Below are 12,672 nucleotides of genomic sequence, written 5' to 3'. Positions count from 1 at the left end.
CCGGACGTTCCCGCAATCATGCCCTCATGGTCCGGCCCGACGCCCTTCCGCCCGACTGGTTCACGGCCGACGACTCGGTCGTCGGCGTGGCGCTGGTCTTCCCTCTGCAGGGCGCCGCCGGAATCTTCGGACCCGCCTGCGAGTTGTGCGCGCGGCTCGCCGCGGAGCAGGTCAACCGCTCGGGCGGAGTGCTCGGCAAGGAGCTGCGGCTGCTGCCCGTCGACGGCGGCGCCGCGCCTCGGCACGTCGCCGAGAACGTCGAGGCGCTGGTGCGTCTGGGCATCGTGCAGGGCGTCACCGGCTGGCACATCTCCTCCGTACGCCAGGCACTCGCGCCGCGGATCGCCCACCGGGTGCCCTATGTGTATACGGCGTTGTACGAGGGCGGCGAGAACACGGCGGGCGTGTTCCTCACGAGTGAGACGCCGGACGGTCAACTCCGGCCCGCCATGCACCTGTTGGCCCGGGAGCACCGGGTGCGCCGCTGGTTCGTCGTGGGCAACGACTATGTGTGGCCGCGCCGTACGGCCAGGGCCTCGCACCGCTACGCACGCGAGTCGGGCGGCGCCGTCCGCGCGGAGGCGTACCTGCCGCTGGGCACCCACGACTTCGACGCGGTGCTGCGGCGCATCGAGCGGTCGGACGCGGACGGGGTGCTGATGCTGCTCGTGGGCAGCGACGCGGTCCGCTTCAACCGGGCCTTCGCCGCGTCGGGGCTCGACGAGCGATGTCTGCGCCTGAGCACCCTGATGGACGAGAACATGCTGATGGCGAGCGGCCCGGCGGCCACCGCCCGTCTCTACAGCACGGCCGGGTTCTTCGCCTCCCTCGCCAACCAGGACACGCTGGACTTCCATGGCCAGTACGCCGGGCGGTACGGCGTGGAGGCACCGGTCCCCGGCAGCCTCGGCGAATCGTGCTACGAGGGTGTGCTGTTGCTCGCCGCGCTCATCGAACGGGCCGGGACCCTGGACGTCGCCGCGATCGGCGCCGCCGCGGACACCGTCTCCTACGAGGGCCCGCGCGGGCTGCTGCGGCTGCGCGGCGGCCATGTGCGGCAGCGGATCTACCTGGCGCGGGCGGACGGGGTGGACTTCGACGTGGTGGCCCAGCTGAATCCGCACGGCTCGCGGCCTTGACATGTCCGCGCTTCCGCGAAGATACTTCACACAGGAAGTAATGAGAATGCCTTGGGCGAACTGTGAATTCATTTCCTGAATTCCGTCCGGGGCATTTTTTGTTGCGCACCGAGAACCGGACGGCGAGACCGGATGAGAGTCGGAAGATACCGCCGGGAAAGTAATGCGAAACGCCTTGGAAACAGGCTGACTTGAGGCTGTGGACCGCACGCCAGGAGGAGATTGTCCTCCCAGCCCGAGGGGGTCCATTTGTCCAGCGAGTCCCATCGTTCCAGCGGTTTCCGTCCGCACCGGCGCCGGGTTCTGGCGGGCGCCGCCGCACTGGCCGCCACCGTCGCGCTCACCGCGTGCGGCGCCAAGACCGACGCCGCGGGCGGCTCGTCCGACCAGGCCGCCAAGGCCGACACGAGCGGCGACACGGTCAAGGTCGGCCTGCTCAACTCGCTCTCCGGCACCATGGCGATCAGCGAGGTGACCGTACGCGACTCGGTGAAGCTGGCGATCGAGGAGATCAACGCCTCCGGCGGAGTGCTCGGCAAACAGATCAAGCCGGTCAGCGAGGACGGCGCCTCCGACTGGCCGACGTTCGCCGAGAAGGCGAGCAAGCTCATCAAGGAGGACCGGGTGGCGGCCACCTTCGGCTGCTGGACCTCCGCGAGCCGCAAAGCGGTGAAACCCGTCTTCGAGAAGAACAAGTCCCTGCTGTTCTATCCCGTGCAGTACGAGGGCCTTGAGGAGTCCCCGTACATCTTCTACACGGGAGCGACCACGAACCAGCAGATCGTCCCGGCGCTCGACTATCTCAAGAGCCAGGGCGAGAAGAGCATTTACCTCGTCGGCAGCGACTATGTCTTCCCGCGCACCGCCAACAAGATCATCAAGGCGTACGCGAAGGCCAACGGCATGAAGGTGCTCGGCGAGGACTACGCGCCGCTGGGCTCCACCGAGTTCAGCACGATCGCCAACAAGGTGAAGGCGTCGAAGGCCGACGCGGTCTTCAACACCCTCAACGGCGACTCGAACGTGGCCTTCTTCAAGGAGTACAAGTCGGCCGGCCTGACCGCGAAGAGCATGCCGGTCGTCTCGGTGTCGATCGCCGAGGAGGAGGTCAAGTCGATCGGATCGCAGTACCTGGCGGGGCAGTTGACGGCCTGGAACTACTACCAGACGACGCCCGGCGCGGCGAACACCGCGTTCGTGAAGGCGTACAAGGCCAAGTACGGCCAGGACAAGCCGACCAGTGACCCGATGGAGGCCGCGTACACCTCGGTCCATCTGTGGAAGGCCATGGTCGAGAAGGCCAAGTCCTTCGACCCGGAGAAGGTCAAGGCGGCCTCGGACGGCATCACCTTCGACGCTCCCGAGGGGAAGGTCACCGTGGACGGCGCGAGCCAGCACATCCACAAGACCGCCCGGATCGGGAAGATCGGCACCGACGGGCTGATCGAGCAGGTGTGGGACTCCGGGAAGCCGATCGAGCCCGACCCGTTCCTGAAGGGCTACGACTGGGCCTCCGGCCTCTCCTGACCGACCGCGCGCGGGGGCCCGTGTGCCGGGTCCCCGCGTCCTGCCTCCTCGGAGCCGCCGTATGACCGTGATCCTCGGTCAGACCTTCACCGGCATCAGCATCGGTGCCGTCCTGCTGCTCATCGCGCTCGGGCTCTCGCTCACCTTCGGCCAGATGAACGTCATCAACATGGCCCACGGCGAGTTCATCATGGCCGGCGCCTACACCACCTACGTCCTGCAGAAGTCGATCTCGGGCGCGGGCCTGTCCCTGCTCGTGGCGCTGCCCGTCGCCTTTCTGGTGGCGGGCGCGCTCGGCGCGCTGCTGGAATGGGTCCTCATCCGCCGCCTGTACCTGCGCCCGCTCGACACACTGCTGGTGACCTGGGGTGTGTCGCTGATGCTCCAGCAGCTCGCCCGCGACATCTTCGGCGCGCCCAACGTCCAGACCCGCGCACCCGACTGGCTCACCGGGAACATCACCGTCCTCGGCGGCGACGACCCGCTGACCTTCGCCAACAGCCGGCTGTTCATCCTCGCCCTCGCGATCGCGGCCGTCGCCGCGCTGTCCCTGACCTTGCGGCTGACCTCGCTCGGCCGCCGGATCCGCGGGGTCGTGCAGAACCGGGACCTGGCCGAGGTGTCCGGCATCTCCACCTCCCGGGTGGACCGGACCGCGTTCTTCCTCGGCTCCGGGCTCGCCGGTGTCGCGGGCGTCGCGCTGACACTGGTCGGCCCGATCGGGCCCACGATGGGCACCAACATCATCATCGACGCGTTCCTGGTGATCGTGGTCGGCGGCATCGGGCAGCTCAGGGGCACGGTGATCGTCGCGTTCGTCCTGGGAGTCACGCAGTCCGTCCTGGAGTACTCCACCACCGTCAGCGTGGCGAAGGTACTCGTCCTCGTGGCCATCGTCGCCTTCCTCCAGTGGCGGCCCCAGGGGCTGTACACGCTGCGTACGAGGAGTCTCGTATGACCCTGTTCAAAGGTGCCCCGGGGGCCAAGGGCCTGTCGGCGTCCACCGGCCGCCCGGCCCGCGCGTGGGCCGGATTCGGCGCCGCCGCCGTCGCGCTCTTCGCCCTCGCCCCGCTGGCCCTCTCCGACTTCCGGCTCGGGCTGCTCGCCAAGTACCTGTGCACCGCGATGGTGGCCGTGGGCATCTGCCTGGCCTGGGGCCGCGGCGGCCTGCTCACGCTCGGCCAGGGCGTGTTCTTCGGACTCGGCGGCTATGCCATGGCGATGCATCTGAAGATCGCTGACGCGGGTCCCGGCAATCTTCCCGACTTCATGCAGCTGTACGGCACCGCGACCGAACTCCCGTGGTGGTGGCGGCCGTTCGGCAATCCCCTGTTCGCCCTCGCGGCCACCGTGCTGCTGCCCATGGCCGTCGCCGCGGTCCTCGGTTCGTTCGTCTTCCGCCGCCGGGTCAAGGGCGCGTACTTCGCGATCCTGAGCCAGGCGCTCGCCGCGGCCTTCGCGATCTGGCTGGTCGGCCAGCAGGCGACGACCGGCGGCACCAACGGACTCACCGACATCCAGGGCTTCTTCGGCTACGACCTCGACGACCCGGTCAACCAGCGAATGGTGTACTTCGTCATCGCCGCCGTCCTTCTCCTCCTGATCGCCCTGGTACGGCAGCTGATCCACAGCCGCTACGGCGAACTCCTCGTCGCCGTAAGGGACTCGGAGGAACGCGTGCGCTTCCTCGGGTACGACCCGGCGAACGTGAAACTCGTCGCGTACGTAGTGGCGGCCGGCACCGCCGGGCTCGCGGGGGCGCTGTTCGTGCCCGCGGTCGGCATCATCTCCCCCGCCATGATCGGCATCGTGCCGTCGATCGAGTTCGTCATCGGCGCCGCGATCGGCGGCCGGGCGAGCCTCGCCGGGGCGGTGCTCGGCGCGATCGGGGTGGCCTGGGCGAAGACGGCCCTGTCGGAGGAGTTCCCGGCGGGCTGGACGTACTTCCAGGGGCTGCTGTTCATCGTGGCCCTGGCCTTCCTGCCGGGCGGCCTCGTCTCGCTGGCCGGGATCGTCCGGCGGCGCCGCGCGGCGCCCGCCCTTCCCCTCGGAGGAGCGGCATGAGTGAGCTCTCAGGTCTTGAGATACGCGGACTGCGGGTGGCTTTCGACGGGTTCACCGCGGTCGACGGGGTGGACCTCGACGTACGGCCGGGTGACCTCCGCTTCCTGATCGGGCCGAACGGGGCGGGCAAGACCACGCTCGTCGACGCCGTCACCGGACTGGTGAAGGCGCGGGGCTCGGTCCTCTTCGGGGGTGGGGAACTGCTCGGCCGGAGCGTGCACCGGATCGCCCGGTCGGGCATCGGCCGGACCTTCCAGACCGCCACGGTCTTCGAGGAGCTGACGGTCCTGCAGAACCTGGACATCGCGGCCGGCGCCGGGCGCGGCGCGCTGACGATGCTGCGGCGGCGCAAGGGCGTGCCGGAGTCCGTCGCCCACGCCCTGGAGACGGTCGGGCTCACGGAACTGGCGGACGGTCTCGCCGGCACGCTCGCCCACGGCCAGAAGCAGTGGCTGGAGATCGGCATGCTGCTCGTGCAGGACGTACGACTGCTGCTGCTGGACGAGCCGGTCGCCGGGATGAGCCATGACGAACGGCAGGCCACCGGAGAGCTGTTGGAGCACATCAGTCAGGAGCGGACCGTGGTCGTCATCGAGCACGACATGGACTTCATGCGTTCCTTCGCGCGCAGCGTCAGCGTGCTGCACGCCGGCCGGGTGCTCAGCGAGGGGACCGTGGCGCAGGTGCAGGCCGACCCCCGGGTGCAGGAGGTCTACCTCGGTCACGCGGCCGTCGCGGACACCGGCGACCTGACCGGCGCCGCCGTACAGGAGGTGTGAGGCGTATGAAGCTGGAGATCGACGGCATCCGCGTCGGCTACCACCGCAGTCTCGTCCTGCACGGTGTGTCCGTCGAGGTGCCGGACGACGGCGTCGCGGCGGTGCTCGGACACAACGGCGCGGGCAAGAGCACCCTGCTGCGCGCGGCCGTCGGACTGCTCACTCCGTCGAGCGGGACGATCAGGCTCGACGGCGAGGACATCACCCGCCGCAGGCCGCACGAGCGGGTGGCGCGCGGCATGGCGTACGTGCCGCAGGGACAGCAGGGCTTCGCCCACCTCACGACGGCGGAGAACCTCCAGCTCGTCGCCGACGGCCGCAGACGGGGGAAGGCGGCGATCTCGGAAGCGCTGGACCTGTTTCCGGTGCTGCGCACCCTGTCGACGCGGCGGGCGGGTCTGCTCTCGGGCGGTCAGCGACAGCAACTGGCCATCGCGCGCGCCCTGGTGACGGACCCTCGGGTCCTGCTGCTCGACGAGCCGACCGAGGGCATCCAGCCCTCGGTCGTCGCGGAGATCGAGGAGACCGTCCTCGCCCTGGCGGCACGCGGCGGACTCTCCGTGCTCCTCGTCGAGCAGCATGTGGGCTTCGCGATGCGGGCGGCCCAGCGGTACTACGTCCTGGAGGCCGGTCGGATCACGTCGTCGGGCGAGGGCGGCCAGGAGGCCGAGCGGTCGGTCCGGGAGGCGCTGAGCGTGTGAGCGTCCGAGCGGAGCGAGTCACGATCCGGACCGCGTGTAGTACGCGGCCCGGACCCGGCGCAGCCAGGCCTCTGCCGGGGCCTCGTCCGGCTGGTCCGGAAGGACGCTGCGGGTCTCGTCGAAGGCCGCCTCGTACCGCTGGAGCAGGGGCAGCGCGACCATCGCGTCGGCCGCCACCTGCTCGCCGAAGCGGTGGTAGTCGTCCGGGTCCTCGACGCGGACGGTCAGGACACCGGTGGCGTACAGCTCGAAGCCCTGGTGGCACAGGCGTCGCAGATGGCGGGCGTGTTTGGCGGTGCGTCCGCGGGTGTCCGCGGAGGAGGAGCTGTTCCCGCGGTCGTAGAGCCGCTTGAACTGCCCGGTGGCGTACCCGAGGTAGGCGTCGCGGACTCTCTTCGCGGAGAGCAGGGTCGTGCGGATGCCGATCAGTTCGTCGCCGAGCGGGGTGCGGACCTCGTACAACTCGTCGGGCAGCCAGACCAGTTCCGTCACGGTCGGGTTGCCGCTCAGGGCGAGCCTGCACCACTTGGCCGCCTCGTGGAGGGTGTTGTCGGGCCTGGTCGTGACGTGGGTCTCCTTCGGTCCGCGCAGGCCGTGGAAGTCCTCGGTGGGGGCGGCGAACATGCCGAGCCGGTCCACGTCGGAGCCCGCCCGGGCCAGTCCGTACGCGGTCGAGCCGACGATGCCGGACAGCAGGACGTTCTCGGCGGTCACAGCGATCCCCCTTCTCCCCTGCCGCCCCGCTGCCTGGTGCGGGCCGGGCGACGACTCGCACAACGTCATCACCCGGGGGACGGCCGCGTACAGCGATTTATGGGTGTCACGGGGAACGCTCAGCGGCTCAGCTCGCGAACGGGACCTGCGCCGAGGGGGCGGGCCCGGGCGGCGGCACCCCGGCAACGGTGCCCCGGGCCGCCCGACCGCCCGAAGTCCGGCGCCGGGTTTCTCAGAGCACAGGCTCTCAGTCCCCGTCGTGAGCCGGGACCACCACGAGGAACGCGTCCGACTCCAGGTCCATCACCACGGCCGCGGGCTCGCCCTCGGCACGACGACGCGCCGCGTACTCCTCCGCGGGCCACGATCCACGCGGGGCCCCTGCGGGAAACTGCTCCAGCACCTTCGCACCCATGACGACCGACCTTCCCTGTGAACCGACGTCTCTGCGGAAGTCCGTCTGCCCGCGATCGCCGCGCCCATGTACCCCAAGTGGCCCACGTGGCGCATCCGCCGAGGGCCGACAGGGGGAAGGGGTGATGAGGAGGACACCGAACACAGCTGCACAGAGCCGAACAGAACCGAAGAGAAGGGCCGGAACACCATGAGCGGTGACGACGCCGGAGCCGGGCTGCGCTGCCTGGTGACGGGCGCGACGGGGTACATCGGGGGCCGCCTGGTCCCGGAACTCCTCGCCGAGGGGCACCGGGTGCGTTGTGTGGCCCGCTCCCCCGGCGCGCTCCGGGACCATCCGTGGGCCGCAGACGTCGAGGTGGTACGCGGTGACGTCACGGACGCCGAGTCGGTCGCCGCCGCGATGCGGGACATCGATGTCGCCTACTACCTGGTGCACGCGCTGGGCACGGGCAAGGGCTTCGAGGACACCGACCGCAGGGCGGCACGGATCTTCGGCGAGCAGGCCCGCGCGGCGGGCGTACGCCGGATCGTCTATCTGGGCGGACTCACCCCCGCCGGGGTGCCGGACCGGGAACTCTCACCGCATCTGCGCTCCCGGTCCGAGGTGGGCCGCATCCTCCTGGACTCGGGTGTCCCGACGACCGTGCTGCGGGCGGCCGTCATCATCGGTTCGGGCTCGGCCTCCTTCGAGATGCTGCGCTACCTCACCGAGCGGCTGCCGGTGATGGTCACGCCCAACTGGGTCCACACCCGCATCCAGCCGATCGCGGTACGGGACGTCCTGCGCACGCTCGTGGGCAGCGCGCGGATGCCGGACGACGTCAGCAGGGCCTTCGACATCGGCGGCCCGGAGATCCTGACGTACCGGCAGATGATGGTGCGGTACGCGGCCGTCGCCGGCCTTCCCCGGCGGCTCATCGTGCCGGTGCCCGTCCTGACGCCGAGGCTCTCCAGTCACTGGGTCGGTCTGGTGACTCCCGTGCCGCGGTCCATCGCCCGCCCGCTGACCGAGTCGCTGCGCCACGAGGTGGTCTGCCACGAGCACGACATCGCGCGGTACGTGCCCGACCCGCCGGGCCGGCCGATCCCCTTCGACGAGTCGGTGCGCCTGGCCCTGCAACGCATCCAGGACGCCCGGGTCACCACCCGCTGGTCGTCCGCCTCGCTGCCCGGCGCCCCCAGCGACCCCCTGCCCACGGACCCCGACTGGGCGGGCGGCAGCCTCTACACGGACCGTCGCGAACGCGTCGTCGACGCCTCGCCCGAAGCCCTGTGGCGGGTGATCGAGGGCATCGGGGGCGACAACGGCTGGTACTCCTTCCCCCTCGCCTGGGCGGCGCGCGGCCTGCTCGACCGGATGGTGGGCGGTGTGGGCCTGCGCCGGGGCCGCCGCGACGCGGCACGGCTGCGGGTCGGTGACTCGCTCGACTTCTGGCGCGTCGAGGAGATCGAACCGGGCCGGCTGCTGCGCCTGCGCGCCGAGATGCGGCTGCCGGGTCTGGCCTGGCTGGAGATGTGCGCGCAGACGGACGACGACGGACGCGTCCGCTACCGCCAGCGCGCCCTCTTCCATCCGCACGGGCTGCTCGGCCACGCCTACTGGTGGAGCGTGTCGCCGTTCCACGCCGTCGTGTTCGGCGGCATGGCGCGCAACATCGCGCGGACCGCCGAGCGGACGGGTCACCCGGTGGCCGCGTCGTCGCACACGCCCGCCGGCTGACACGGGCCGACCGACGCCGACCGGCGCGGGCCCGCCCGCGACCGGCCGCCCGCCGCCGCATCCGTCGGGCGTCCCGGCGGGGAAGTACTCGATGGCCGCGGGCGTCCGTGCCCGGCTCGCCCCCCTCCCCTCTCCCCCCTCTCCCCTTTTCCCCCTCCCTCCCCCCGTTCTTCCCGTCCCGGAGCTCCGGAGTCCCGTCATGAACGTCTCGGTCGTCCTGTTCACCTCCGACCTGCGGCTGCACGATCACCCGCCGCTGCGCGCGGCGCTCGACGGCTCGCGCACGGTGGTGCCTCTCTTCGTGCGCGACCGTGCCGTCGACAGGGCGGGTTTCGCCGCTCCCAACCGGCTGGCGTTCCTCGCCGACTGTCTCCGGGACCTGGACGCGGGACTGCGCGAGCGCGGCGGGCGGCTCGTGTACCGCGCCGGAGACCTCGTCGACGAGGTGTGCAAGGTGGTCACCGAGACGGACGCCGACGAGGTGCACATGGCCGCCGGGGTCTCCGCCCACGCCCAGCGGCGCGAGGAACGGCTGCGAGACGCCCTGGAGGGCGACGGGCGCCGGCTGCACGTCCACGACGAGGTGGTCACCGCCCTCGCGCCGGGCGAGGTCACACCGGCCTCCTCGGACCACTTCGCCGTCTTCACCCCGTACTTCCGGCGCTGGGCGGGGCACCACCAGCGTCAGGTGCTCGGCGCGCCCCGCGCCGTGCGTGTGCCGCCGGACATCGGCTCGGATCGGCTGCCGACGCGCGCGGAACTGTCCGGACTGTCCGCGGGGCTCGCCACGGGCGGCGAACGGGAGGGCAGGAAGCGGCTCACGGCCTGGCTGCGGGGCGGGATCCACACGTACGAGGACGGCCACGACGATCTCGCCGGGGACGCCACCTCGCACCTGTCCCCGCACCTCCACTTCGGCACGCTGTCCGCCGTGGAGGTCGTCCACCGGGCACGGAAGGCGGGCGGTCCCGGCGCCGACGCCTTCGTCCGGCAGGTGGCCTGGCGCGACTTCCACCACCAGGTACTGGCCGCGCGGCCCGCCTCCTCCAGGAAGGACCTGCGCACCCGCGACGACCTGTGGCGCTCGTCGGACTCGGCCGCGCGGGAGATCGAGGACTGGAAGGAGGGGCGGACCGGCTATCCCGTCGTCGACGCGGCCATGCGGCAACTGCGGCACGAGGGGTGGATGCACAACCGCGGACGCCTGCTGACCGCGAGCTTCCTCGCCAAGACGCTGTACGTCGACTGGCGGGTGGGCGCCGAGCACTTTATCAGCCTTCTCGTCGACGGTGACATCGCCAACAACCAGCTCAACTGGCAGTGGGTGGCGGGCACGGGCACCGACAGCCGCCCCAACCGGGTCCTCAACCCCGTCGTCCAGGGCAAGCGGTACGACCCCGAGGGCGCGTACGTACGGCGCTGGGTGCCCGAACTCGAAGGGCTCGGCGGGGCCGCCGTGCACGAACCGTGGAAACTCAAGGGGCCCGAGCGCGCCGCCTACGACTATCCCGAGCCCATCGTCGACCTCTCCGAAGCGCTGGCACGCTTCAAGCACGCGCGCGGGAAGGAGTGAGACGGCCGTCAGCCCACCGGGGTGCCGCTCTCGCAGCGGGCCGTGAGGACGGCCAGAGCTTCGCCCAGGCCCTGCGGGCGCAGCATGCCCTGGGCGGAGCGGCCCGCCCAGCCGGGCCCGCCGAGCACGACCAGCGGATTTCCGCGCGCCCCTCGCACACCCCACTGCGTGGCGGCGACGTGCCGGGCCAGGGGAAGGCTCGCCGTGGAACGGGCCTGGGCCCACAGGACGACGGCCGCGGGTCCGAGGCGGCGTACCGCCGCGGTGAGTGCTTCCGCCGGTACCGCCGCGCCGAACATCCTGGTGGACAGGCCGTGTTCCGTGAGCCCGGCGTTGAGCGCCTCCAGGGGCAGGGTGTGCTGTTCGCCGGGTACGCAGGCCAGCACCACGGGCCCCGGTACGCCGTCGGGCCCGGCCGTGCGCGAGACCGGTGTGACACGGCGGAGCACGGTGGAGATGTGCCAGGACAGCATGTGTTCCACCTCGACGTAGCGGTCGCCCGACGACGCCCACTTGCGGCCGACGGCGTGCAGCGTCGGCACCATCACCTCTTCCCAGGCGACGGCGAGCCCGTACCGCTGGACGGCCGAGGTCAGCTGCGCGTCCACGGCCGGGGCGTCGAGACGCACGGCCGCCCTGGCCAGTCCGCGGCACTCCTGGCGCACATCGCCGAGGGGCAACGAGGCCGCCGGCCGCGAGCGCCGGCCGTTCTCGGACGGGCGGTCGCCGGCGGCGGACGGGGTCGGGGGCGACGGGGTTTCCGCCGCCGGGGCCACCCGGTTTCCCGGGGCCACCGTCGCGGCGGCCGTCTCCCGGGCGGCGCGTGCCGCCTCGGCGGGCGGCACACCGGCCGCGGTGAGCCGGCACATCGCCTCGAGGACCGCCACGTCCCGCGGTGTCCAGCGGCGGTGCCGTCCGTCGGCGCGGACCGCGGGGCCCAGTCCGTACCGGCGGTCCCAGGTGCGCAGCGTGGTCGGTGACACCCCCAGACGCCGGGCGAGGCCCCCGGTCGTCATCCCCGTGCCGACCGCCGCGCTCTCGTTCGTATCGGGCTCCGGGAAACCCGGTTCCTCGGTCGGTTCGTCCATGCAGCGACTATACGACGCAGAATCGACGCGGTTTGAAGGCTTCGCCCCATCGCTCCCACGATGTGCCGTGCACGGCCGCTGCGCGCGGCCGGGACGCCGACGTCCGAGGCAAGGAGCCGTAAGCCATGACCGGACACCCGATGCCCGCGCGGCCCGCCGTGCCCCGGCGGGTGCTGTTCGAGGAACCGCTGACCGACGAAGAGGTGGGCCGGGGCCTGGTGCGCGGCGACGAGGCCTGTCTCGCCGCCGCCCACGACAGGTGGTCGCCCCTGGTGCACACGCTCGCCCGGCGTGCGCTGGGTGACGACAGGGAGGCCGAGGACGTCACCCAGCAGGTCTTTCTGGGGATGTGGCGGGGCCGGCACGGCTACCGGCCCGAGCGCGGCGCGATCGCGGGCTGGATCGTCGGCATCACCAAGCGCAAGATCGCCGACGCCCTCGCGGCCCGGACGCGCCGCGCCGAGCTCGTCGCCTCGGCGGGGGCCGTCCTGGCGCTCGCCGATCCCGTGGCGGAGCGGCCCGAGGCCGTCCTGGACCGAGTGGTGGTGGGCCGCGAGATGGCCAAGCTGCCCACCCCTCAGCAGCGGGTCCTGCGCCTCGCCTTCTACGAGGACCTCACCCAGACCCAGATCGCCCGGCGCACCGGCCTGCCGCTGGGGACGGTCAAGAGCCATGCCCGCCGCGGGCTGCACCAGTTGAAGCACGGGCTGCGCCAGGAGGAGATCGGCTGACATGCCGGCCGTCGAACGGGTGCACCCTCGCCGCGCATCGGTTCGACGCAGAAACGATGCATCTTTTTCCCGACCGCACAAACCGGACCAACTGCGCTTCGCTCCCCGTCGGCTTCGTTTCGAGGCCGACCTCTTTCGCTTCGGAACGTACCGTTCTCAGGGCGGTGCATCCGTCTGCCCCGTGGTTCCGGAAGACCGGATGACGAGGGGCGGCACGGG

The 12,672-nt window shown here is 71.5% G+C and carries 12 protein-coding genes; 9 read left to right on the top strand and 3 right to left on the bottom strand.

Annotation, left to right across the window (positions count from 1 at the left end):
* Window positions 1–26: 26 nt before the first annotated feature.
* The 6 genes from K3769_RS02615 to urtE all read left to right on the top strand — a co-directional run bounded on the left by K3769_RS02615 (window position 27) and on the right by urtE (window position 6,210).
* On the top strand, window positions 27–1,139 hold the full coding sequence (locus K3769_RS02615) for a substrate-binding domain-containing protein (protein WP_267024758.1): 1,113 nt from the start codon (window positions 27–29) through the stop codon (window positions 1,137–1,139).
* 303 nt (window positions 1,140–1,442) lie between these two features.
* Window positions 1,443–2,666, top strand: coding sequence for an urea ABC transporter substrate-binding protein (gene urtA, locus K3769_RS02610; RefSeq protein ID WP_267024831.1), 1,224 nt, complete (start codon window positions 1,443–1,445; stop codon window positions 2,664–2,666).
* 61 nt (window positions 2,667–2,727) lie between these two features.
* Window positions 2,728–3,624, top strand: coding sequence for an urea ABC transporter permease subunit UrtB (urtB, locus tag K3769_RS02605; RefSeq protein ID WP_267024757.1), 897 nt, complete (start codon window positions 2,728–2,730; stop codon window positions 3,622–3,624).
* Window positions 3,621–4,730, top strand: a complete 1,110-nt coding sequence (urtC, locus tag K3769_RS02600) for an urea ABC transporter permease subunit UrtC (RefSeq protein WP_267024756.1) — start codon at window positions 3,621–3,623, stop codon at window positions 4,728–4,730. Before urtB ends, urtC begins: the two co-directional genes overlap by 4 nt.
* Window positions 4,727–5,509, top strand: coding sequence for an urea ABC transporter ATP-binding protein UrtD (gene urtD, locus K3769_RS02595; RefSeq protein ID WP_267024755.1), 783 nt, complete (start codon window positions 4,727–4,729; stop codon window positions 5,507–5,509). Before urtC ends, urtD begins: the two co-directional genes overlap by 4 nt.
* 5 nt (window positions 5,510–5,514) lie before the next feature.
* Window positions 5,515–6,210, top strand: coding sequence for an urea ABC transporter ATP-binding subunit UrtE (gene urtE, locus K3769_RS02590; RefSeq protein ID WP_267024754.1), 696 nt, complete (start codon window positions 5,515–5,517; stop codon window positions 6,208–6,210).
* Window positions 6,211–6,228: 18 nt separating this feature from the next.
* Here urtE and K3769_RS02585 read toward each other — a convergent pair whose 3' ends face one another.
* Window positions 6,229–6,924 (bottom strand): nucleotidyltransferase domain-containing protein, encoded by a 696-nt coding sequence (locus K3769_RS02585; RefSeq protein ID WP_267024753.1) that lies wholly within the window; start codon window positions 6,922–6,924, stop codon window positions 6,229–6,231.
* A 247-nt stretch (window positions 6,925–7,171) separates the two neighbouring features.
* The gene (locus K3769_RS02580; protein ID WP_199854848.1) at window positions 7,172–7,339 is read right to left on the bottom strand and encodes a DUF8839 family protein; all 168 of its coding nucleotides are present in this window, start codon (window positions 7,337–7,339) and stop codon (window positions 7,172–7,174) included.
* 189 nt (window positions 7,340–7,528) lie between these two features.
* On the opposite strand from K3769_RS02580, the gene K3769_RS02575 reads away from it, so the two are divergent.
* Together K3769_RS02575 and K3769_RS02570 are read left to right on the top strand one after the other, a co-directional pair.
* Window positions 7,529–9,061 carry an SDR family oxidoreductase gene (locus K3769_RS02575; RefSeq protein WP_267024752.1) on the top strand — a complete coding sequence of 511 codons (1,533 nt, stop codon included), beginning with the start codon at window positions 7,529–7,531 and terminating at the stop codon, window positions 9,059–9,061.
* A 199-nt stretch (window positions 9,062–9,260) separates the two neighbouring features.
* Entirely contained in the window at window positions 9,261–10,634 is a 1,374-nt protein-coding gene (locus K3769_RS02570; protein WP_267024751.1) for a cryptochrome/photolyase family protein, read from the top strand.
* An 8-nt stretch (window positions 10,635–10,642) separates the two neighbouring features.
* Here the strand turns inward: K3769_RS02570 and K3769_RS02565 are convergent, their stop codons facing one another.
* Complete coding sequence (locus K3769_RS02565) at window positions 10,643–11,722, bottom strand: MerR family transcriptional regulator (protein WP_372514851.1); 1,080 nt, start codon at window positions 11,720–11,722, stop codon at window positions 10,643–10,645.
* A gap of 125 nt (window positions 11,723–11,847) precedes the next feature.
* On the opposite strand from K3769_RS02565, the gene K3769_RS02560 reads away from it, so the two are divergent.
* Window positions 11,848–12,453, top strand: a complete 606-nt coding sequence (locus K3769_RS02560; protein WP_372514850.1) for a sigma-70 family RNA polymerase sigma factor — start codon at window positions 11,848–11,850, stop codon at window positions 12,451–12,453.
* Window positions 12,454–12,672 lie beyond the last annotated feature (219 nt).

Source organism: Streptomyces ortus, assembly GCF_026341275.1.
Taxonomy (GTDB): domain Bacteria; phylum Actinomycetota; class Actinomycetes; order Streptomycetales; family Streptomycetaceae; genus Streptomyces; species Streptomyces ortus.
Note: the sequence above shows the minus strand (reverse complement) of the source record. Positions and strands in the feature narration are given on the sequence as shown.